Genomic DNA, 23,254 nt, shown 5'->3' on the forward strand with positions numbered 1-23,254 from the left:
TAAACAAATGAAAGCACATACCGTAGAAACACAATCTACAACAACACCAGAAAAAGCGCTTAATTTCCTAAAAGAAGGAAACCAACGCTTTGTACAGAACCTAAAAATGAACCGCAATCTGCTCGAGCAGGTAAATGATACCCGCGCCGGGCAGTGGCCTTTTGCAGTAATACTTAGCTGTATCGACAGCCGTACTTCTGCAGAACTGATTTTTGATCAGGGTTTAGGCGATATTTTCAGCATACGGATCGCCGGAAACTTTGTAAATAAAGATATTCTTGGTTCCATGGAGTTTGGCTGTAATGTCGCCGGTTCCAAATTGGTAGTGGTCCTCGGGCACACCAAATGTGGCGCTCTGAAAGGCGGTTTGGACGCACAAAGCATTGAAGGAATGGGCATGGAAAACCTTAACCATCTTGTTGGTCATTTTCAAGGCTGTATTGACGGTTTGATTAAAGAAGGCGAAGAACGTTCGTCGTCAAACAGCGATCTTCTGGAAAGACTTAACATTTGCAATATCCGGAAAACCATGGAGGATATCCGTGAGCAGAGTACTACGCTTAATCAACTGGAGAAAGGCGGAAAAATTAAAATTGTGGGTGCCAACTATTGCGTCGAAAGCGGTGTTGTAACATGGCTAGACGAAAATATGAATGCTGAAATGGAAGCGCAGACTGGCGAAATGGCTATTTCCCATTAAAAGCAGTCATCGTATTCTGTATTCCCGCGAAAACAAAAGACAGACACGCTTTAGAAAACTTCTCGATTCTTTCGGGAAGTTTTTCTTTTTCCTCACCTTCCCATTTTCCAAGAACATAATCTACCTGTTTTCCTTCAGGAAATTCTGCAGAAATTCCAAAACGCAATCGTGGATAATTTTGAGTCTGAAGCTGTTCCTGAATGCTTTTCAATCCATTGTGACCGGCGTCGGAACCTTTCATTTTCATTCTTAAAGTTCCGAAAGGCAAAGCAAGATCATCCGTGATAATCATTAAATTCTCCAAAGGAATATTCTCTTTCTGAAGCCAGAATTTCACCGCATTTCCTGAAAGATTCATGTAAGTATCAGGCTTAAGAATAAAGACTTTTCTGCCTTTATATTTTCCTTCAGCCAAAAGTCCAAAATTGGAAGATTTAAACGGAGCTTCAATAGTTTCGGCGATTTTTTCAGCAACTTTAAACCCGACGTTATGCCGGGTTTCAGTATATTCATCTCCTTTGTTGCCGAGACCGACGATAAGGTATTTCATTGATTTTTATTGATATTCGAAGGTAAATGTACCCGCTGTGGAGACGGCTTTGGTCGGGTAACCAGCACTGTCGTACGTATATGCATACGTTCCGCCATCGTTGCCCGCTGAAGACGTAACCGATACGGTTTTGTAATTATTCATTGATAATCCTGTGAACGCGTTGGTTCCTGTCATAAAATGACCGCCTGCAATGGTAAATTCCACAGGAAGCGTCGCCCAAGGGTTTTTATTGCTATCGTAATTACTTAATTTAATGTCAAAAACAATCGGCGGAATCACAATTGGCGGTGGGGCAATCGTGGTCATCGTCATTTTCCATTGAGACAGGTTGTTTCCGGTAAACAACAGGTCGCTCACCATTTTGGTTGCAGGCTTGTATGTTCCCGGATTATCCAGATCTTCCATAAGCATTACGGTGTCCACTTTTTTTAGTTTACCGGTTGAATCATAAAGAAAATTGGTCTCATTTCTCATGAGTTCCTGTCCGCCGCCCGTCATATTTCCGGAGGCCATTGCAACCTTACCGCCATTGTACGTTAAATTGAGTGTCGTAGTAAGTTCAGTACTGCCGTCGTCTTGAAGAATAGTTAGCTTAGAAAGTAAATTATTCTCGTAGGATAAGGTGTAATCTGTCTTTTCACCGTCACCTTCAAAATGTGCAGTGGTAAGTTTACCGGCCGTATAATTATACGTAAATACCGATGAAATCCCCTCGCTGTCTACAATGGTCACTTTCTTTAAAACTTTGTCCGTGTTTGACCCGCCACCTGTTCCGGGCGCAGTTCCGGTTCCATCAATACCGTTAAGTAAATCACCGTTTTCTGCACGGCTTGATTCACAAGAGTACAAAACCATGATGGCAAACAGGAAAGAGAAAACATGCAGGACTTTATTCATCAGAATTTAATTTTAACAAAAGTAAACTTTTTTTCGAGATCTTAACTTATTTATTATTTCGAGAGAATCCTCTCTAAAACCGCATTCACCTCATCCACATGCTGCACATTTTCTTTGCGCATCATCAGCTGATTACCGTCCGCGGAATGCTTCTCCTTCAAAGTAGCATCCTTCGGATTCTGACTTAAATAGGAAATGATATGCCTGAACTTTTCGCTCTGGTAAAATTTGTCCTGAGGATTTGGCGGAAAATATCCGAGGAAAATCCCGGTTTTAACGACGATTTTATCGAAGCCAATTTCTGCGGCAATCCATTTTAATTCTACCGATTTCAGAAGGTTTCTGGCTTCAGAAGGCAATTTACCGAAACGGTCTGTCAGTTCGTTTTCAAATTTCTGCAGATCTTCCTTATTCTGAACTTCGGCCAGTTTCTGATAAAGCGAAAGTCTTTCTTCTATACTCTGAACATAGGAATCTGGCAGCATCAATTCAAGATCCGTATCAATATTGACTTCTTTAGTTGATTTAAAGAGTTTTTTACGGTCTTCTTCATTTTCAAATAGTTCGCCGAATTCTTCATCATTCTGTAATTCTTCGAGCGCTTCCTGCATGATTTTCTGGTAGGTATCAAAGCCCATTTCATTGATGAATCCACTCTGTTCTCCGCCAAGCAAATCTCCTGCACCGCGGATTTCCAGATCTTTCATCGCAATCTGAAAACCGCTTCCGAGATCTGAAAACTGTTCGATTGCTTCCAGTCTTTTCCTGGCATCCGAAGTCATCATATCAAACGGCGGCGTAATGAGATAACAGAATGCTTTCCTGTTGCTACGACCAACCCTTCCACGCATCTGGTGCAAATCTGCCATTCCGAAACGCTGCGCATCATTGATGAAAATCGTATTTGCATTCGGAACGTCCACACCACTTTCTACAATCGTTGTGGAAACCAAAACGTCGTATTTTCCTTCCATAAAATCCAGAACATTACGTTCAAGCTGCTTGCCTTCCATCTGGCCGTGACCGGTAATCACTTTTGCATCGGGAACCAACCTTTGAATAAGTCCTGCAATATCTTTAAGATTTTCGATTCTGTTGTTGATGAAATACACCTGCCCATCACGCTGAATTTCATAAGAAACTGCGTCCCGAATCACTTCTTCGCTGAAACCGATAATGCTTGTATCAACCGGCTGGCGGTTTGGCGGCGGTGTTTTAATGACGGACAAATCGCGCGCGGCCATTAACGAAAACTGCAGTGTTCTCGGAATTGGAGTCGCGGTTAAGGTAAGGGTATCGATGTTATTCTTTAAGGTTTTGAGTTTATCTTTTACTGAAACGCCAAATTTATGTTCTTCATCAATAATTAAAAGCCCTAAATCTTTGAACTTCACCGAACTTCCCACCAACTGATGCGTCCCGATGACGATATCAACTTTTCCGTCTTCCAGTCCTTTCAGCGTTTCCGCTTTTTGTTTCGCGGTTCGGAAGCGGTTCATGTAGGAAATATTCACCGGAAAGTCCTTCAGTCTTTCCTTAAAACTCCGGTAATGCTGAAATGCCAGAATCGTTGTCGGAACCAAAATCGCAACCTGTTTCCCGTCAGTTGCCGCTTTGAAAGCAGCTCTTACTGCAATTTCTGTTTTCCCGAAACCTACGTCGCCACAGATCAGACGATCCATCACGGTATCATTTTCCATGTCTTTTTTTACGTCGACGGTCGCCTTCTCCTGATCAGGCGTGTCTTCGTAAATAAAACTGGCTTCGAGTTCGTTCTGGAGATAAGTGTCCGGGGTGAAAGCAAAACCTTTGGCAGTTTTCCGCTGCGCATACAACCTTATTAAGTCGAAAGCGATCTGCTTTACTTTGGCTTTTGTTTTCTGTTTTAAGGATTTCCAGGCGGGAGAACCGAGTTTACTCAACACGATTTCGCGACCGTCGGGGCCATTATATTTTGAGATCTTATGAAGCGAATGAATGCTTACATACAGTAAATCTCCGTTTTTGTAAACGAGTTTAAAACATTCCTGAACTTTCCCATTGTTGTTCACTTTCACCAATCCCATGAATTTCCCAATTCCGTGATCGATGTGCGTGATGTAATCGCCCACTTTCATCTGCATCAAATCCTTCAGTGTGAGCTGTTCAGATTTGGCGAAAGTATTCTTCGATTTGAATCTTTGATAACGGTCGAAAATCTGGTGATCGGTATACACCGATATTTTATGGTCAAGATCCAGAAACCCTTCATGCAGTTCAGATTTAAAGGATTTAAAAGGTAATTCCTGCTCACCAAAACCGAAACTTCCCAATTCTTCAAAGATGGATTCAAGTCTTTCCTTTTGTTTTTCTGTGGAAAAAGAAATCCAGATATCATAATCGGAATCGCGTTTTTCAACCAAATCCTCAATGAGAAGTTCAAAGTTTTTATGAAAAGTCGGCTGCGGGGTTTGATTAATCTGAACGGTGAAATTATCCGGAATCCGTAATTCTTCTAAGGTGAAATCAATGCTTCTGAATTTCTGATAGTCCTTCAGCAAATCCTCATCTGTTAAAAAGAGTTCGGCCGGCGCTCTGTGACTGATTTCTTTGCTCAGCGTTTCAAATCTTTCTTCGGCTTTCGCGTAGAAATCTCGGTTTTTCTTTACGCCTAAAAAAGCGTTTTTAGAAACAACGAAACTGTCTTTCGGTAAAAGTTCAAACAGAGAAACTTTATTTCCGGAAACCGCGAAATTCATATTCGAAACCAACTGAAATTCATTTACTTTTCCGTTGGTTAGCTGGGTTTCAATGTTGAAGGTTTTGATGCTTTCGATCTCGTTTCCGAAAAACGTAATTCGGTAAGGTTCTTCATTCGAGTATGAAAAAACATCTACAATGCCTCCGCGCACAGAAAACTCACCGGGCTCCGAAACAAAATCTGTTAAGTTGAAATTGAACTGCTGCAGCAATTCTTCTGTAAAATCAAAGTCTAAACTTTCGCCTACTTTAATCTGATGAGAAATCGCTTTGAAGTCTTCTTTTTTCAGGACTTTCTCCGACAATGCTGAAAATCCGGCAACGATTACTTTTGGTCTTTTTGCGGAGTTCAACTTGTTCAGCACTTCAGTTCTAAGGACGAGATTTGCATTCTGGGTTTTCTCGATCTGGTAAGGCTCCAAATGAGTTGCCGGGAAATAAAGAATGTTCTCCTTACCCAATAAGTCCTCCATTTCGGAAGTCACATAAAGTGATTCTTCCTTATCCTCAATAAGATACAGTATGGTTTTCTTTTGCGTAAGAAATAATTCTGCCGCAAAAACTGAGGGCGACGAACCGGCAAATCCTTTCACAGAGATGTGCTGATGTGTTTCTATATTCTTAAAGATTTCTCTGCCGAATTCGTTTCGCAACATATCGGGAAGAAAAGTTTCGTGTATGGCTTTTAACTGCATTCTTTAATTAAAATTTAAACCGTTTCGTAAAAAAACAAACGGCAAAAACGATTTCGGGAAATTCCGAAACCGTTCTGAATGCACAAATTTAAGGTATATTTCTGAGAATGTAAATTTTACCTCGAATTACAGAAAAGCTATTTTTTAATCTCTTAAAAAATAAAATCCATATCATTTTGAAAAATATTGCTAATTAAAGTTAAAACAAATCAATTATGAGTTGATGGCATAATGTTTGAAAAAACCCACAACATTAACATTTAAAAAAAGTATTATGAAAATTACAAACTTAAAATCAAAGAAAAATTCAACATTCAAAAATGCAGTTAGATTTCTGGGTATTTTGATGCTGGTATTCTCAGTCACCTTACTTACATCCTGTAGCCGCGATGACGATCCAGCCGACAACGATTTCTTTGCAGGAACCTACAACGGAAGTATTTCTTATAACGACGGCACAACTTCCATTTCGAAAGATAACGGTAGCGTTTTTGTAACCAAAATTGCTAGCGGTACAAAGTATAATTTCAGATTTTCTGATGGAATTCCAGATCTTAATGGCGTTGAGTTCGAAAAAACGGGTGATAACACCTTGGTAATGGTTGGCTCCAGTGCGACCTCATATATCAGAATCGATAATAAAGACCTTAAAATTCTTTATTCCAAAGACGGAAAAACCTGGACAGCAAATGCGGTAAGATAACCTTATCTTCATATAAAATGCGAACTGCTTCAATTTTATTGAGGCAGTTTTTGTATTTTTAAAAAAATATTTTCTGATGAAAGTAAAACTCAGTGTCGTTCCGGTTTTATTGTTTAACGCACTTTTTTTTCAGAGCTGCAATACTGACTCAAATGAAAATCCCCGCGCCTATGCAGAAGGAAAAGTAGTGTCCGCGGCCGTAAATTACAACACATTTTTTTTTAGAATCAAAAGCGACAACATAATTGTTGCAGAAACAATGCTGGAATCCGGCGGGGAATTCAAAGTTTCCGGACCCATTGGGAATTCTGGATTTTCACTTATTTCTACAGACAAAATTAAATCCTTCAATACAGAAAAATCCGGCCTCAGCTTATCCAACGACGGTTTCAAAATCGATGTTCCGGCGGGAATTACCTATATAAAGTTTAACGAAATCGTGCTTGAGAAATGAGAATATTGCTTCTATTAATGATGTTTACGTCCGCTATTCTGTCCTCTCAAAAGAAAAAAGGTTTGGATGTAGTTTCGAATATCGATGTAAAGGTTTTGGCGATGAAACCATTGGGAAACAATTCTCTCGCAAAGAATCTTCAGCCCTTCTACGGATTCGGATTTGGCGGAAATTTAATGACACCGATTAATTTTGGGATTGGTCTGGATTACAGTGAACTGTTCTCGAACGTGAAATATGGCGAGCGGAATTTATACGGCAATATCGGTTCGCCAAGAATGACTGTTGTGGATGTATTTTTAACCCACCGAGAAAACATTTCGGATGATTTTATGGTCGAGGAAATGGCAGGATTCAGTTATTACCGCCTTACCAATCTATATCTGGACAAGAGCGAAAAACTCAAGAACAACGCGATGGGCTTTCATCTGGGTGGCAAAGCAATTTATACTTTAGACGGACCTCAGCAGGTTTTTGCAGCCTTGAAAGCCAACTTCTACTACGGAAACGTTTACAATGAAAATCCCGAGATCCGCAAATATTACAGTAATTCTACATTTTTGAGCCTAAGTGTGGGTTACCGGTATAATTTTTAGCTTTAGTTCCGGTCCAGAAAAACTACTTCAAAAAACATAATATGATACACCGCTTTATTCTTTCAACTGTTTTGCCCCTAACTTTTTTAATGTCGCCAAACAGCTGTCAACCGGAATATATCAACAATTCCCGAATTTACGTTGAAGGGAAAATAAGTTCATCAAATACGCCGAATATTCCGGTAAAACTTTTTGCTGACGATATTTTAATATCCGAAACACAGACTGACGCTTCGGGAAATTTCAAACTGGGCGGACCTGGAACTACCAAGGAAAAATCATTGGTTTTAAACCGGAAAATCGTTGCATTTTCGTCGAATGATCCGGAGTGCAGACTCGCATACGACTCCTTATCTATTATTCTTCCTGCAAAAAATATCGCTTTTAAATTTCCACAAATACAGCTCGCGCCATGAAAAATGTATTACTCACTTTTATCTTGATTTCCGGAATCTGTTTTTCTCAGGAAACAAATAAGTTTGCTATTGAGTTTAAAGGGAATACGTTCACCGGCCTGGGCAATAATTTTGTTGCGGACGGAACCAAGACCTTTACCGGATTTGGGGCAGGCTTCACCGGGACGTTTTATAAAAATTTTGGTTTGGGAATCGAATTCAACAAAGGCTATTCCGAAGTTTCAGATGTTTCTGTGTTTGGCGATCTGCACAGTCCGCAGCTTACCCTATTTGATATTTATGCACTTTACCGGTATGATGTGAATCAAAAACTGAGTATTGAAGGAAATATCGGCGGCGGATTTTCACAGCTGAAAAGCTATTCAGATTACAGGATTGAGAAATTTACCGAAGGCGGCAACACCTTTTTCCTCGGCGGAAAAGCATTGTACAGCGTTACCAAAAACAACAGCCTTGTTTTGGTTGCAGGGCCGCGATTCTATTTCATGCACACTTTTACAGAAATGGATGATCCAAAAATTCAAAAGTACTACTCCAAAGCTACATTGCTAAATTTTTCTTTAGGTTTAAGACTTTGTTTCTAAAAACTTTTAAATTTGCCTCATGTTAAATTTCATAAAGAAAAAAATTGCTTTAATCTGGGCCAGAAAGCACGTAAAACAAACCGAAAGTTTTAAAAATAACGCTGTTGAAGATCAGGATAAACTCTTGATTTCTCTGGTAAAAACCGCTGAAAAAACTTTGTTCGGAAGAGAACATCAGTTTGAGACCATAAAAAATGTTCAGGATTTTCAGAATCAGGTTAAAATTGCCGATTACGAAGGCTTAAAACCCTATATCGAAAAAGTAAAAAAAGGCCAGCGAAACATTCTCTGGACCGAAACTCCGGAATATTTCGCGAAAACTTCGGGGACAACTTCGGGTTCAAAATATATCCCGATCTCAAAAGAAGGAATGCCCTATCAGCTTGCTGCGGCTCAAAGTGCGATCTTCCATTATATCAGTCAGAAAAACAATTCAGATTTCGTTTCGGGGAAAATGATTTTCCTTCAGGGAAGTCCCGAGCTGGAAGAAATCAACGGGATAAAAACCGGCAGACTTTCCGGCATTGTCGCCCATCACATCCCGAATTATCTGCAGAAAAACCGTTTGCCAAGCGAAAAAACCAACCTCCTCGAAGACTGGGAAACTAAAGTGGATGAAATTGTAAAGGAAACCGAAAAGCAAAACATGACCTTGATTTCGGGAATTCCGCCGTGGCTGATCATGTATTTTGAAAAACTGATCGAAAGAAACGGAAAGAAAATTACCGAGCTTTTCCCTAATCTTCAGCTCATCATCACAGGCGGCGTCAACTTTGAACCTTACCGCGAAAAAATGAACGAACTTCTGGGAAAACCGGTGGATACGATACAGACATTTCCGGCGAGCGAAGGTTTTTTTGCGTTTCAGGATGATTATCAGAACGAAGGCTTATTGCTTTTAACCAACCACGGAATTTTTTACGAATTCGTTCCGCTGGAGGAATACGGGAAACCGGAAGCAAAAAGACTCACTTTAAAAGACATTGAACTGCATAAAGATTATGCGCTGATTTTAACCACAAACTCAGGACTTTGGGCATATTCGATTGGAGATGTTGTAAGATTTATTTCAAAAAGCCCTTACAGGATCGTGGTTTCCGGAAGAACAAAACATTTCACCTCTGCTTTTGGAGAACACGTTATCGCATTTGAAGTGGAAGAAGCGATGAAAGCAACGGTAGAAAAATTCACGGCACAGATTACTGAATTTCATCTCGCGCCTCAGGTTAACCCAAAGGAAGGACTGCCTTATCACGAATGGTTTATTGAGTTTGAAAAAGAACCTGCAGATCTGGAAAGTTTCAGAAAGAATCTGGATGATGAGATGCGGAAACGCAATACCTACTATGATGATTTAATCTCAGGAAATATTCTGCAGCCTCTCATTATTAGCAAACTAAGAAAAAATGCCTTTCAGGATTACGCGAGATCTGAAGGAAAACTTGGCGGACAAAACAAAATCCCGAGGCTTGCAAATGACAGAAAAATAGGGGATTTTTTAAGCGGATTTAAATTTTAAGCCCGAAATACAATGTTGCATCTTTAATTTCTAATAAAATCGTTTTTCTAACCGCCGGAGAATTAATAATCGGCCATTTTTAGCAAAATAAATGCCGCTTATTTAACATAATTTTTATAATTTCACCAACTTAATCAAAAATTATAAAATGAAAAAACTTTATGTTGTAGCTGCATCACTTTTTACACTCACAGTTATTAGTGCTCAAAGTATTAGTGCAGTTTCCGCTAATCAAACTCCTGTACAAAACTCCCAAAGACCCGCAGCCGTTTTATACGAGCAGGTTCCTACTTCAACAAGTGGTATCGTTTCGGATATTTTATCAAATGGTAATTATGTTATAGCCGCTGACGATTTTACCTTAACAGGTGATGTTTTGGCAAAGAAATTTTCTTTTGTAGGCTTTCAGAATGCCGCCACACTTCCTACGCTTAACAGAGGAATGCTGATGTATATTTATACTGATAACGGCGGAAAACCTTCAGGTAAACCGGGCGATGCAAATCCATATATTGCCAAAATAGATCTTACGCAAACTTCCACCGCTTTTACCATCACTACTCCTGCAGCCGGTTATTATGTTTATAATGTTGACCTCGTAGAAGCAATGGGTGCGGCACCAACACTGGCTTCGGGTACAAAATATTGGGTAGTTTTTGCTCCTAAACTTAACCTTACAGGCTATTCCGCTACAGAAAGATGGAACTGGACCGTGGGAACTGTGAATTCGGATTTTGCCAAATTATTGGATCCTTCTGACGCATTTGGCGCAGGTGCAACGGATTGGACTAATATTTCAACATTAACGGAAGATCCAACCTTTAATGGTTTGGCATTCTCCATCGAAGGTGATAACAATCTGGGAATTACAGAATCATACAGTACGATTAAAGATGTTACCGTAACCCAGGCTGCGGACGAACTTTATATTTTCACCAAAAACGAAAAGCTGAAATCAGCAGTAATTTACTCAGCCGACGGAAAAATTGTGTTGAAAGGAAACAGTGATAAAATTAATATCTCCACTCTGGCCAAAGGGATTTACATCGTAAATGTAACAACTCTTAACGGTAAAACACTGAGTACTAAATTTATTAAGAAATAGATTTTAACCTCACTAATAAATGATCCGGGCAGTTTTGTCCGGATTATTTTTTTGAAAACTTCCGTGATTTATGATCAGCCCTGCAATGGGTTAATTGCTAACCACCTTTAGACCGATTACTGAAGCAATTAAAGTAAATACAAAAAACATGCGCCACAAGGTTACAGGCTCATTGAAAACAAAGATTCCCATAAAAACCGCTCCTACTGCTCCAATTCCGGTCCATACAGCGTACGCAGTTCCTACAGGAATGGGTTGCGCGCCCAGCGAGATGGCTTTATAAAGCAAAAACATACTCAGAAAAAGAGAGACCGCAAAGCCTGCCCACCAAAAATAGCTTTCTTTTCCGGTTGTTTCCTGAGCTTTCCCGAGACACATTGCAAATCCGGTTTCAAATAAACCGCCGATAATAAGGATAATCCAGTTCATTTTTCAAAGGTAATTTTAATTTTTGTTTCTGAAAAAAGTCGCTTTATTTTCCATGAGATATTGCTGCTAAAAATTACATTTGCAGCATGATTTCACTCACGCCTATTCAAACCCTGAAAATCCCGGAATTCCGGAATTTAATGACCGGCCGGTTTTTTCTTGTTTTGTCTTTCAGAATGTTAGCCACGGTAATGGGCTGGTGGATTTACCAATTAACAAAGGATCCCTTCGCTATTGGGTTAATTGGACTTTCAGAAGTAATTCCTGCAGTTTCTACAGCGCTTTACGCCGGACACGTTATCGATAATTCCGAAAAGAAAAAACTACTTCTCATCTGTAACTACGCTTATGTAATGCTCATCAGTTTACTGTTGATTCCCGCATTTTTCGGACATCAACTTCTGCATTTCAGCGATGAGGAAATTTCGTATTTTATTTATATGGTGATATTCTTCACCGGATTCTGCCGCGCATTTTTGGGACCCATCATCCCTTCAATGATTCCGAAAATCGTTTCAAAAGAAACTTTACCCAATGCAATTACCCTTAATCAGGGAACATTTCTTACGGCTTCCGTAGCAGGTCACGCGCTCGGCGGGTTTCTGATTCACTGGATCGATATTTCCGGGACCATTTTGGTTGTTGTGGGATTAATGATTTTTGCTTCGATATTCTTTTGGACCCTCAATCGGCATCCTTCGCAAAATTCCGCAAGAGAAATCGGCGTAGTACAAAGTATGCGCGAAGGAATTTCCTACATCTACAAAACCAAAGAAATTTTGGGAGCGCTCTGCCTCGACATGTTTGCGGTACTTTTTGGGGGCGCGGTCGCGATGATTCCAGTATTTGCAACCGATATTCTTAAGGTCGGCTCTGAAGGTTTCGGGCTGCTGAATGCTGCCTCAGATATCGGTTCCATGTGTATTATAGCATTCCTTGCATTTGTTCCTTTAAAGAAAAACCAGGGCAAAATACTGCTGGTTGCTGTTGCAGGCTTCGGAGTATGCATTATCGGATTTGGGCTTTCGGAATTGTACTGGCTTTCGTTTTTCCTTCTGGTCTGCAGCGGAATGCTGGATGGGATTTCTGTCGTCATCCGCGGTACTATAGTTCAGCTGAAAACTCCGGATCATTTACGGGGGCGGGTTTTAAGCGTGAATTCAATTTTCATCATGTCGAGTAATGAAATGGGACAGTTCGAAAGTGGTGTAGCAGCAAAGTTGCTGGGTGTGGTGCGCTCTGTAGTTTTTGGCGGAAGCATGACGGTATTAATCGCCTTATTGGTAGGCACAACCGTTCCCAAACTCAGGAAAATGAATTATTAAAATTCTGTTAAAAAGTTATCCAGATTTATCAACAGATTCAAACCATTGCCTAAAGGTGATGAGGGCAAAGTTTTCTGAATTTTTAGCTTTTCTTCTGCACAATCACGGTCCCGAAAAGATTAATATTCTATCTTTGTCCCATGACACAGAAGGAAACATTATCGTCCCTCATTCACGGTAATTTCGCAAAAGAACTCTCAATTTCCGATGGCAAAATGCCGCCTAATGCAGTAGATTTCGAGAAACTTGTTATTGGTACTTTTCTTATCGATAAAAAAGGGCTCGATTATTCCATCGATTTACTGACGCCGGAAGTTTTTTACGATCCAAGACATCAGGAAATCTTCCGTGCGATCCTGAAACTGTTTGAAGGAAACCATCCTGTCGATTTAATGACAGTAATTCAGGAGCTTAAAAAAACTGAAAAACTCGGTTTTGCAGGTGGAGATCATTATATCATTGATCTAACAATGGGGGTTTCATCCAGCGCGCATATTGAATATCATGTTCGGGTCATTCTTGAGAAATTTATTTTAAGAAGCCTTATCAATGTTTCCGCGAACGTCATCGACAGTTCTTACAAAGAATCCACCGACGTTTTCGAATTGCTTGACAAAGCAGAACAGTCATTTTTTGAAATCACCAACGGAACCATCAAAAAAGGTTTCGACACTGCAAATACGTTAGTAAAACAGGCCATTGACACCATAAAAGCCTTAAAAGATAAAGAAGGAATCTCCGGAATTCCGTCAGGATTCAGAGATATCGATAAAGAAACCGGCGGCTGGCAGAATTCCGATTTAATTATTATTGCAGCACGTCCGGCAATGGGTAAAACCGCGTTCCTGCTTTCGATGGCGAGAAATATAGCCGTTGAACACAAAATTCCTTTGGCCTTATTTTCCCTGGAAATGGCCTCGGTACAGTTGATCACCAGAATGATTGCTTCCGAGACCGGAATTTCCTCAGAAAAACTACGTAAAGGACAGATGAGTGATGAAGAATGGCAAAGGCTATTTTCCAACGTATCAGAACTTGAAAATGCACCTTTGTTTATTGACGAAACACCTTCGCTTTCCGTCTTCGATTTCAGAGCGAAATGCCGTAGACTCGTTATGCAGCATGGGGTAAGAATTATTATGGTCGATTATCTTCAGCTGATGACGGCCAACTCCGGAAAAGGCGGCGCAGGAAACCGCGAGCAGGAAATCGCAACGATTTCGAGATCATTAAAAGCCATTGCAAAAGAACTGAATGTTCCTGTAATCGCACTTTCACAGCTTTCAAGAAGTGTGGAAACTCGTCCGGGTAAACGGCCGATGCTTTCTGACCTTAGGGAATCCGGAGCGATTGAGCAGGATGCAGATATTGTCTCATTCATTTTCCGTCCGGAATATTATAAAATTACGACGTGGGATAACGATGAAGACGGCGCAGAATCTTCCACAGAAAATCAGGCAGAACTCATCATTGCAAAACACCGTAATGGTGCCACTGCCGATGTAAGAATGTCTTTCCACAAAAATATCGCAAAATTTGCCGACCTCGATCTGTTCGGAAGCGGTTACGGTTATCAGCCTTCGAACTTTGGTCAGCAGGATGAACCGAGCGGTTTCGAAAAGATAAAAGCTACCATCGATCCGGGTGCAGCTTTCGATTTACCGAGCAGCCAGAATCTCTCCGGCTCTTCGATGAATGATTTGGATGATGATGACGATTTCGAATATTAAATATGAGTCTTAGAATTGAAATCTTCACCGACGGAGCCTGCAGCGGAAATCCGGGAAAAGGCGGCTACGGAATTGTGATGAAAGTACCTGAAAAAAACTACCAGAAACAGTTTTCCAAAGGATTCCGTCTTACTACGAACAATCGTATGGAACTTCTCGCTGTGATTGTAGCGCTGGAAAAATTGAAATCTACCGAAAACGACATCCATATTTATACCGACAGCAAGTATGTTTCTGATGCCATTAATCAGAAATGGATTTTCGGATGGATTAAAAAAGGGTTTAAAAATGTGAAAAATCCTGATTTATGGAAGCGCATGGTTCCGCTACTCAAAACCCACAAAACCACTTTTCATTGGATTAAAGGCCACGCAGGCCATCCCGAAAACGAAATCTGCGACCAGCTCGCAGTAAAAGCTGCTCAATCTGATCACCCTGAAATAGATACGTATTTCGAAAATCAAAAGGACGGCGGTCTTTTCTAATTTCACCAATTATTGTTCTTTACTGCTCAACTTTACCGTCACTTCAGTCCTCTGTTTTCCGACTTTTCCTATCTTTGTTAAATGGATTACTTACAGGCGCTTCAAAAAAGATATTCGGTAAAGAAATTTGACCCTGCGAAAAAGGTTTCTCCTGAAGTTCTTCGGAATATTCTGGAAGCCGGAAAACTTTCTGCAAGCTCACTAGGCCTTCAGCCGTATAAAATTTTTGTAGTTGAATCTGATGAAATGCTTAAAAATCTTGTTCCTTCATTTCATAATCCCTCCCAGATTTCTACCTGCTCGCATTTAATCGTAATTGTTTCTAAAAAAAATATTGAGGCAAGTTACGTGGACGGTTATTTCAGGCACATCTCGGAAATACGCGAAATTCCTGTGGAAAATCTCGGAATGTTCCGAAAAAACATTGATAATTATACCGAAACTAATGAAAACGTTCATCTTTGGGCAGAAAAGCAGACGTACATCGTTTTAGGAAACCTTATGTTTGCGGCAGCACTGGAGCAGGTCGATTCTTGTCCCATGGAAGGTTTCATTAAAGAAAAGATCGAAAAAACGCTGAGTATCGACATTCAAAAAGAAAGTGTCGCCGTTACGTTGGCATTAGGTTACCGTTCGCCGGATGATGATTTTCAGAAGATGAAAAAAGTAAGGAAACCGGACGAGAAATTATTTAAATTCATTTAAAAATCTATGATTAAAACCGATGTACTGGTCATTGGCTCCGGAATTTCGGGGCTTTCCTACGCGATAAAAGTCTCTGAAAAAATGCCTGAAGCCAAAATCATCATCGTTACCAAGGCCGATGAAGACGAAAGCAATACCAAGTACGCACAGGGTGGACTTGCCGTGGTAACCGATTTTGACAACGACAATTTCCAGAAACATATTGATGATACCATGCGAGCCGGCGATGGTGAAAATAAAAGAGATGTGGTTGAAATGGTCATCAAAGAAGGTCCCGCGAGATTCCAGGAACTGGTGAATTGGGGTACGAACTTCGATATGGAAACAGGCGGCGACTTCAAACTCGGCCGTGAAGGCGGACATACCGAGAACCGAATTGTGCATCACAAAGATATCACCGGCGCCGAAATAGAACGCGCCCTTCTGGAAACCATTAAAAAATCTCCTAACATCGAAATGCTGGCGCACCATTATGTGGTAGATTTAATCACGCAGCATCACGTTCCCGGAAAAGAACTCAACACACAAAATATTTCCTGTTACGGCGCTTATATTTTGGATGAGAAAGAAAAGAAAATCAAGAAAATTACCGCAAAAATAACACTCGTGGCTACCGGAGGAGCAGGTCATGTTTATAAAAACACCACCAATCCCGTAATTGCTACAGGCGACGGAATTGCCTTCGTACACCGAGCCCGCGGTAAAGTTTCAAACATGCAGTATTACCAGTTTCATCCCACTGCTCTATATTCAAAGCGAGACGGAATGCTGTTTCTGATTTCGGAAGCCGTGCGCGGCGACGGTGCGAAACTCCGGACTAAAAACGGAGAAAAATTCATGCAGAAATATGATGAGCGCGAAGAATTGGCCTCCCGTGACATTGTTGCCAGAGCCATTGACAATGAGTTAAAAATCTCTGGAGACGAGTATGTCGGTTTAGATTGCCGCCAAATGGATCAGGAAAAATTCAAAGAACATTTCCCTAATATTTATCAGAAATGCCTCAACGAAGGTATTGATCCGTTCAAGCAATTGATTCCGGTTGTTCCGGCCTGCCACTATCTGATGGGCGGAATAGAAACAGACATGAACGGCCAAAGTTCTATTAAAAATCTTTTTGCCGTAGGCGAATGTACCAATTCCGGTCTTCACGGCGCAAACCGTTTAGCATCAAATTCTTTACTGGAAGGAATGGTTTTCGGTCACAATGCCGCGCTGCAAACGGTAGAACTTTTAAACATTAACGATTTTAATTTTGATGATTTAAAAGCCATTCCAGAATGGAACGAGGAAGGTATGAAAATGATGGACGAAATGGTTCTAGTTTCTTATCTGCGCCGCCAGCTTCAGGAAATGATGAGCGATCTTGTAAGTATTGTCCGTAGCAACGAAAGGCTGCAGCTTGCCAAAAAGAAACAGCGCGAAATTTATGAAGCGGTAACTGAACTTTACAACTATTCTATCATGTCGCCGCAACTTTCAGAACTTCGAAATCTGGTGAATATTTCTTATCTCATCATCAAGCATTCTATCGCGATGAAGGAGAATAAAGGCGCATTTTTCAACAAAGATTTGGTATAAAACTTTAAAATTCGGCTCATTAGCCTTAAAAAATAAAACATGAAAAGACCTGCGTACGTAACTGATAAAGTGCTAAAACAATTCATAAAATCTGCCCTGGAGGAAGATATTCAAGACGGAGACCACTCCACTCTTTCAACCATTCCCGGAAATCTGGAGCAGAAAGCGAAACTTTTAGTCAAAGAAAACTGTATTCTTGCGGGAGTGGAACTGGCAGAAATCATCTTCAAGCAGTTTGATAAAAATCTAAAAATCGAGGTACTAATCAAAGATGGAGAATCCGCAAAAGCCGGCGACATCGCTTTTTATGTAACAGGAAGTGCACGGTCAATTCTTTCAACGGAAAGATTAGTTTTGAACTGTATGCAGCGAATGAGCGGGATTGCGACTCTTACTCACGATTGGGACTCCAGATTATTGGGAACCAAAACCAAACTGCTAGATACCCGAAAAACAACTCCCAACTTCCGGATTTGTGAGAAATGGGCTGTGGCTATTGGCGGCGGAACCAATCACAGATATGGTTTGTACGATATGATAATGTTGAAAGATAATCATATTGATTATAATGGCAGCATTACGAATGCGGTGAAAATGGCCAAAGAGTACATTAAAGCCAACAAAAAGAAGCTGAAAATAGAAGTTGAAACACGAAACCTGCAGGAAGTGGAGGAAGCTCTGGAATCAGGTGCTGATCGTATTATGCTGGATAATATGGATAGCCAGACCATGAAAAAAGCAGTAAAGCTGATTGGCAGTAAATGCGAGAGTGAAGCTTCAGGCGGAATCACGCGCGACATGTTGAAAGAAGTTGCTGCTACAGGTGTAGATTTTATATCTGCTGGCGCTTTAACTCACTCTGCAGCAAATATCGACCTGAGCCTGAAGGCGGTAAAATAATTGTCAAATTAATGGTTTTATAGGAATTATTACACATAGTACGCAAAGAATAATATTTTAAAAACATACCGCTTAAAAAATTTAAGACGCTGTATCCCTGTTGGATACAGCGTTTTTTAACAAAATTTTAAAATTTAACACATCCGTAATAAAAGTTCCAATTTTTTTAACGATTTTTGCGCCATCTAAATTTAAAAAAAGTATAAATTTTATCTATGAGAAGTAACACTTTAAAGAAGACCGTGTTAATCGCTGCTATCGCATTTTGCGGCTACGGAACTGTGCATGCACAGGTTACCACAAGTAACATGACCGGAGTTGTAACTACCGCTGATGGTAAGGCAAGCTCGGGCGCAACTATTAAAGCAACGCACATGCCGTCGGGTACTGTGTACTCAGCCAACGCAAATGCTGCAGGCAACTTTAACTTACCAAACATGCGTGTTGGTGGTCCTTACAGAGTAGAAATTACTTATGCAGGCCAAGCTCCGCAAGTGTATGAGGATCTGTATCTGGAATTGGGCCAGCCTTTCGTGCTGAACCCTATTGTAGGTGAAACCAAAACAACTGACATTGCAGAAGTATTGATCACTGGTGCGGGAAGAGCCAACGTGAACAAAACTGGAGCTGCGACAAACGTAGGCCAGAAGCAAATTCAGGATTTGCCGCAAGCAAACAGAAGTATCACTGAGTTTACAAGACTTACTCCTCAGGCAAACGGCAACTCATTTGCAGGCCGTGACGCACGTTACAACAACCTTCAAATTGATGGTGCAAACTTCAACAATGGTTTCGGATTAAGTTCAAGCCCTATCCCGGGAGGTAATTCACAGCCAATTTCTTTGGATGCAATTCAGGAAATCAGCGTAAATATCGCTCCTTTTGATGTTACACAGTCTGGTTTTACCGGAGCTGGAATTAACGCGGTTACCAAATCAGGAACCAACAAATTCCACGGATCACTTTACGGTTATTATAATGGTAAAGAACTTAACGGATGGAAAATTAACGGGAATGACATTGAAAAAGTTTCGGGAGCACAGGTTACCAATGGTTTCACAGTAGGTGGACCTATCGTTCAAAATAAATTGTTCTTCTTTATCAGTGCTGAAAGAGAAACATCAACCGGTGCGAACGCATCTGGAGCTAACCTTTGGAAGGCTTCTCAGAATGGAGTATCTGATCCTGCAAACAATATTTCAAGAGTTAAGGAATCTGATCTTATCGCGGTAAGAAATCACCTTATCAACAGATGGGGTTACGATCCGGGAAGATATCAGGGATATGCAAACGAAGCTGAACAGCAGGGCGATAAATTTCTTGCGCGTTTAGACTGGAATATCAGTGATCAGCATAAATTTGCGATCCGTTACAACATTCTTAACGGAACATCGATGCAGGTTGCAAACGGAAATTCTGGACCTTCACCACGTTCAACATGGAACCGTGTAAGTGACAGAGCAATGACTTTCGAAAACGGAAACTATGGTTTCGAAAACAAAGTATCTTCACTAACTGCTGAATTAAACTCTACTTTTAATTCTAACCTTTCGAATAAATTATTATTTACTTACTCGAAAATTCAGGATTTAAGATCTACGCCTTCAGATACTCTTTTCCCTTTTGTTGATATCTGGGATGGTTCTGCAAACGGCGGTAACTATATCAGTTTCGGAACTGAGCTTTTCTCTTACCTAAACGATGTAGTTAACGACAACTTCTCAATCACAAATAACCTGACTTATAATGCTGGGAAACACACTTTAACAGGTGGTGTTGCATACGAAATGCAGAAGTTTGGTAACTCATACACCCGTATGGGAACCGGTTACTACCGATACGCTTCGGTAGCAGACTTCCTTACAACAGGTACTGCAAACGAAGTTGCACCAATCATGTTTGGTCTTACTTATCCATATGCTAATCAGGACACTTACGCAAGAGTAAACTTCGGTTTAGGATCTGCTTATGTACAGGACAGAGTAGCAGTTAACGATAAATTCAACTTTACAGTAGGGGTAAGAGCAGAGCTTCCGTTCTATCTTAACGACCTTACTGCAAACCCATCTATCGACGCACTGGATTTGCTTGACAAAAACGGTAACGTGACGAAATATTCATCAGGAAGCTGGCCAAAATCCCGCGTAATGATTTCACCACGTTTAGGATTCAATTATGATGTAATGGGAGACCGTTCATTAACGATCCGTGGAGGAAGCGGTGTATTTTCGGGACGTGTACCTTTTGTTTGGTTAACTAACATGCCAACCAACGCAGGTGTACTTCAGAATACGATTGAACCGGGATCTTACGCACAGGTTGCAGGATGGATTAACAATGTTACCTTCCAGCCACAGGATATTTATTATCACCTGAACAATGTTCCTGCAGGAGCTGAGAATGTTTTCATCACGAGTCCAAAAGCAGGTGCGCCATCTTCTTTCTCTCTTGTTGATCAGGATTTCAAAATGCCGTCTGTATGGAGATCAAGTTTAGGTATTGATTATAAAGTACCAAACTCGCCTTTAACACTTACTACGGATATTCTTTATACTAAAGATATCAACGCGGTATTCCAGTTTGGAGCGAACAGAAAAGCATCAACGGAAAAAATGACTTATGCAGACCGTGTTTACTATCCAAATGCTGGATCTTACACGTACAACTCTGCGATCGGAGCAAACAGTGCAACGATTCTTACGAATACAGATACCAAAGGATATGCGTTTTCTGCAACTTTCGGAGCTCAGATGAGACCTTGGAAAGGGCTTTCAGGATCCGCGTTCTACACCTATTCCAAAGCTGAGGAAGTTTCGTCTAACTCTGGATCAAACGCATCTTCATCTTGGTTAGGTTCTCCAACAGTGGATTCTCCGAACCAGGATTTCTTAAGTATCTCTAATTACGCAGTTCCACACAGAGTTGTTGCTAATGTAACTTACGAGATTAAGCAAACAGGTACAACAATTGGTGCTTACTATTCAGGAGCTCACCAGGGAAGATATTCTTATTATTACTCGAATGATGTAAACGGAGACGGAATCGCAAATGACTTGTTATACCTTCCAAATTCTACCGCTGATATGAACTTTGCCAATATTACTACAGGAAGTGGTGCAAATACTACCGTTCTGTTCACGGCAGATCAGCAAAGAGCAGCATTCGACAAATTCATTAAAGACAATGATTTGGAAGGATACAGAGGACAGATCTTACCAAGAAACGAATTCCTTATGCCTTGGTTAAACCGTGTTGATATCCGTTTGACTCAGAATTTGTTTAGCGATATGGTTCAGAAAGGAGATAAAATTCAACTTTCTTTAGATATCCTGAACTTTGGCAACATGCTGAACTCTGATTGGGGAATCCAGGATCAGAACGTAAGTTCTTACGGTGCTGCAATCCTTGGCCGTTCCGGAGCATTATCTCCAAATCCAACATTCCAGATGTTAAGAAGCGGTAACGACTTAGTTACTTCTCCTAACAGACCGGCAAGTTCAAGATTTACAACTTGGTCTGCAATGTTCGGTATGAAGTATTCATTCTAAGAAACCTAGAGTATCAACTTTAGATTTGATATTAATCCCGACTTTATCGTCGGGATTTTTTTATATTTGCAGTTAACTTATAAAAAAATATTATGGATTTCAACATCATGCTTCAGGCACACCGTGGTTTTGCTTATTTAATCCTGCTTTTGGCAGCTGTTTTTGTTGTGGCACTGCTTGTGACCATGTTCGGATATTCAGGTAAAATCTCCAAACTTTTAAGAAAATCTACGCTGTTCACGATGATCTTTTTCCATCTTCAGGCACTTATCGGACTGATCATGTTGTTCTTTTTCTCGCCAGGATTCAAAGCCGCTACAGAAGCGGGAACGCTGATGAGCGATTCTACCGCAAGAAATACTTATGTTGAACACCCTTTTGCTATGATTGTAGCAGCGGTGCTTTTAACCATCCTCAATAAAAAATTCAAAACCAATGACACAATGAAGATGAGTTGGCTGATCATGGGGTTTGTAGCACTTGCATTTATGCTTTGGGCATTCCAGTGGCACCGACTTTTCGGGGCATAATTTATTATCAATTACCATTCATCAGATAAAAAAATGAAAATAGCAGTTGTAGGCGCTACCGGAATGGTAGGTCAGGTAATGTTGAAGGTTTTGGAAGAAAGAAACTTCCCTGTAACAGAATTAATTCCTGTTGCATCAGAAAAATCCGTCGGAAAAAAAATCAGTTTCAAAGGGAAAGAATACGCCATCGTATCAATGCAGACCGCCATCGATATGAAGCCGGAAATCGCTCTGTTTTCAGCCGGCGGCACTACCTCTCTCGAGTTTGCCCCGAAATTTGCCGAAGCCGGAACGACGGTAATCGACAATTCATCTGCTTTCAGAATGATGGAGGATAAAAAACTGGTCGTTCCCGAAATTAACGCAACTGAACTTACGAAAGAGGATAAAATCATTGCGAATCCCAATTGCTCAACAATTCAGTTGGTGATGGTTCTACATCCTCTGAATCTTAAATATGATTTGAAACGAGTAATTGTTTCAACGTATCAGTCTGTTACCGGAACCGGGAAAAATGCTGTTGATCAGCTGAATGCAGAAATTGCCGGAGAGAGCGATGTCGCTAAAGTTTACCCTTATGAAATCTTCAAAAATGCGCTTCCGCAGTGTGATGTTTTTGCTGATGACGACTACACGAAAGAAGAATTAAAACTCATGACAGAGCCCAAGAAAATAATGGGCGATGACAGTTTTAATCTTTCAGCGACCGCGGTTCGGGTTCCCGTTCAGGGCGGGCATTCTGAAAGTGTAAACATGGAGTTCGAAAATGAATTCGATTTGGATGAAGTACGTAAAATCTTATCAGAAACACCTGGAATTGTAGTGATGGATGATGTATCGAACAAAATTTATCCTATGCCGCTGTATTCAGAGGGGAAAGATGAGGTTTTTGTCGGAAGAATCCGCCGGGACCGTTCGCAACCCAACACCCTCAACATGTGGATTGTGGCAGATAACCTTCGAAAAGGCGCCGCCACTAACGCGGTACAGATTGCAGAATATCTCTTAAAAAATCAATTAATTTAATCTGAATGCTCACAGTAAGTGAGCATTTTTTTAT

At 40.7% G+C, this 23,254-nt stretch carries 21 protein-coding genes; 17 read left to right on the forward strand and 4 right to left on the reverse strand.

Features of this window, described 5'->3' with window-relative positions:
• Nucleotides 1–7: 7 nt before the first annotated feature.
• The gene (locus KTV93_RS05825) at nucleotides 8–700 is read left to right on the forward strand and encodes a carbonic anhydrase (protein WP_218250360.1); all 693 of its coding nucleotides are present in this window, start codon (nucleotides 8–10) and stop codon (nucleotides 698–700) included.
• On the opposite strand, the gene pth is transcribed toward KTV93_RS05825, so the two are convergent.
• From pth to mfd, 3 genes are read right to left on the reverse strand one after another with little or no spacing between them, the layout of a single operon-like run.
• The gene (pth, locus tag KTV93_RS05830; protein ID WP_218250361.1) at nucleotides 687–1,250 is read right to left on the reverse strand and encodes an aminoacyl-tRNA hydrolase; all 564 of its coding nucleotides are present in this window, start codon (nucleotides 1,248–1,250) and stop codon (nucleotides 687–689) included. The two genes, KTV93_RS05825 and pth, sit on opposite strands and share 14 nt — an antisense overlap.
• Nucleotides 1,251–1,256: 6 nt before the next feature.
• The gene (locus KTV93_RS05835; RefSeq protein ID WP_218250362.1) at nucleotides 1,257–2,150 is read right to left on the reverse strand and encodes a hypothetical protein; all 894 of its coding nucleotides are present in this window, start codon (nucleotides 2,148–2,150) and stop codon (nucleotides 1,257–1,259) included.
• 53 nt (nucleotides 2,151–2,203) lie between these two features.
• Complete coding sequence (gene mfd, locus KTV93_RS05840; RefSeq protein WP_218250363.1) at nucleotides 2,204–5,584, reverse strand: transcription-repair coupling factor; 3,381 nt, start codon at nucleotides 5,582–5,584, stop codon at nucleotides 2,204–2,206.
• Nucleotides 5,585–5,858: 274 nt separating this feature from the next.
• On the opposite strand from mfd, the gene KTV93_RS05845 reads away from it, so the two are divergent.
• The 7 genes from KTV93_RS05845 (at nucleotide 5,859) to KTV93_RS05875 (ending at nucleotide 10,961) form a co-directional block, all read left to right on the forward strand.
• A complete protein-coding gene (locus KTV93_RS05845) occupies nucleotides 5,859–6,287 on the forward strand; it encodes a hypothetical protein (RefSeq protein WP_218250364.1) in 429 nt (142 codons plus the stop codon).
• 76 nt (nucleotides 6,288–6,363) lie between these two features.
• Nucleotides 6,364–6,741 (forward strand): hypothetical protein, encoded by a 378-nt coding sequence (locus tag KTV93_RS05850; RefSeq protein WP_218250365.1) that lies wholly within the window; start codon nucleotides 6,364–6,366, stop codon nucleotides 6,739–6,741.
• A 17-nt stretch (nucleotides 6,742–6,758) separates the two neighbouring features.
• Nucleotides 6,759–7,337, forward strand: a complete 579-nt coding sequence (locus KTV93_RS05855) for a hypothetical protein (RefSeq protein ID WP_218250366.1) — start codon at nucleotides 6,759–6,761, stop codon at nucleotides 7,335–7,337.
• A gap of 41 nt (nucleotides 7,338–7,378) precedes the next feature.
• Nucleotides 7,379–7,753, forward strand: coding sequence for a transthyretin-like family protein (locus KTV93_RS05860; protein WP_218250367.1), 375 nt, complete (start codon nucleotides 7,379–7,381; stop codon nucleotides 7,751–7,753).
• Nucleotides 7,750–8,337 (forward strand): porin family protein, encoded by a 588-nt coding sequence (locus KTV93_RS05865; RefSeq protein ID WP_218250368.1) that lies wholly within the window; start codon nucleotides 7,750–7,752, stop codon nucleotides 8,335–8,337. The genes KTV93_RS05860 and KTV93_RS05865 overlap by 4 nt, the downstream gene beginning before the upstream one ends.
• Before the next feature lie 19 nt (nucleotides 8,338–8,356).
• A complete protein-coding gene (locus KTV93_RS05870) occupies nucleotides 8,357–9,856 on the forward strand; it encodes a GH3 auxin-responsive promoter family protein (RefSeq protein WP_218250369.1) in 1,500 nt (499 codons plus the stop codon).
• 148 nt (nucleotides 9,857–10,004) lie between these two features.
• Nucleotides 10,005–10,961, forward strand: coding sequence for a T9SS type A sorting domain-containing protein (locus tag KTV93_RS05875; RefSeq protein WP_218250370.1), 957 nt, complete (start codon nucleotides 10,005–10,007; stop codon nucleotides 10,959–10,961).
• A 90-nt stretch (nucleotides 10,962–11,051) separates the two neighbouring features.
• On the opposite strand, the gene KTV93_RS05880 is transcribed toward KTV93_RS05875, so the two are convergent.
• Complete coding sequence (locus KTV93_RS05880) at nucleotides 11,052–11,390, reverse strand: DMT family transporter (protein WP_218250371.1); 339 nt, start codon at nucleotides 11,388–11,390, stop codon at nucleotides 11,052–11,054.
• An 86-nt stretch (nucleotides 11,391–11,476) separates the two neighbouring features.
• Between KTV93_RS05880 and KTV93_RS05885 the strand changes: the two genes are divergently transcribed.
• From KTV93_RS05885 to KTV93_RS05925, 9 genes are all read left to right on the forward strand, one after another.
• A complete protein-coding gene (locus tag KTV93_RS05885; protein WP_218250372.1) occupies nucleotides 11,477–12,715 on the forward strand; it encodes an MFS transporter in 1,239 nt (412 codons plus the stop codon).
• Between the two features lie 140 nt (nucleotides 12,716–12,855).
• Nucleotides 12,856–14,445: a replicative DNA helicase gene (gene dnaB, locus KTV93_RS05890; RefSeq protein WP_218250373.1), complete on the forward strand. Its 1,590-nt coding sequence runs from the start codon at nucleotides 12,856–12,858 to the stop codon at nucleotides 14,443–14,445.
• Nucleotides 14,446–14,447: 2 nt separating this feature from the next.
• Nucleotides 14,448–14,930, forward strand: coding sequence for a ribonuclease HI (gene rnhA / locus KTV93_RS05895; RefSeq protein ID WP_218250374.1), 483 nt, complete (start codon nucleotides 14,448–14,450; stop codon nucleotides 14,928–14,930).
• A gap of 81 nt (nucleotides 14,931–15,011) precedes the next feature.
• Nucleotides 15,012–15,635, forward strand: coding sequence for an NAD(P)H-dependent oxidoreductase (locus KTV93_RS05900; RefSeq protein WP_218250375.1), 624 nt, complete (start codon nucleotides 15,012–15,014; stop codon nucleotides 15,633–15,635).
• Between the two features lie 6 nt (nucleotides 15,636–15,641).
• Complete coding sequence (nadB, locus tag KTV93_RS05905) at nucleotides 15,642–17,216, forward strand: L-aspartate oxidase (RefSeq protein ID WP_218250376.1); 1,575 nt, start codon at nucleotides 15,642–15,644, stop codon at nucleotides 17,214–17,216.
• Nucleotides 17,217–17,255: 39 nt separating this feature from the next.
• Nucleotides 17,256–18,116, forward strand: a complete 861-nt coding sequence (gene nadC, locus KTV93_RS05910; RefSeq protein WP_218250377.1) for a carboxylating nicotinate-nucleotide diphosphorylase — start codon at nucleotides 17,256–17,258, stop codon at nucleotides 18,114–18,116.
• Nucleotides 18,117–18,331: 215 nt separating this feature from the next.
• Nucleotides 18,332–21,664: a TonB-dependent receptor gene (locus KTV93_RS05915; RefSeq protein WP_218250378.1), complete on the forward strand. Its 3,333-nt coding sequence runs from the start codon at nucleotides 18,332–18,334 to the stop codon at nucleotides 21,662–21,664.
• Between the two features lie 92 nt (nucleotides 21,665–21,756).
• A complete protein-coding gene (locus KTV93_RS05920; RefSeq protein ID WP_218250379.1) occupies nucleotides 21,757–22,194 on the forward strand; it encodes a hypothetical protein in 438 nt (145 codons plus the stop codon).
• 33 nt (nucleotides 22,195–22,227) lie between these two features.
• Nucleotides 22,228–23,220, forward strand: a complete 993-nt coding sequence (locus KTV93_RS05925; RefSeq protein WP_218250380.1) for an aspartate-semialdehyde dehydrogenase — start codon at nucleotides 22,228–22,230, stop codon at nucleotides 23,218–23,220.
• Nucleotides 23,221–23,254: the final 34 nt, after the last annotated feature.

This window comes from Kaistella faecalis (assembly GCF_019195395.1).
GTDB classification, from domain to species: domain Bacteria; phylum Bacteroidota; class Bacteroidia; order Flavobacteriales; family Weeksellaceae; genus Kaistella; species Kaistella faecalis.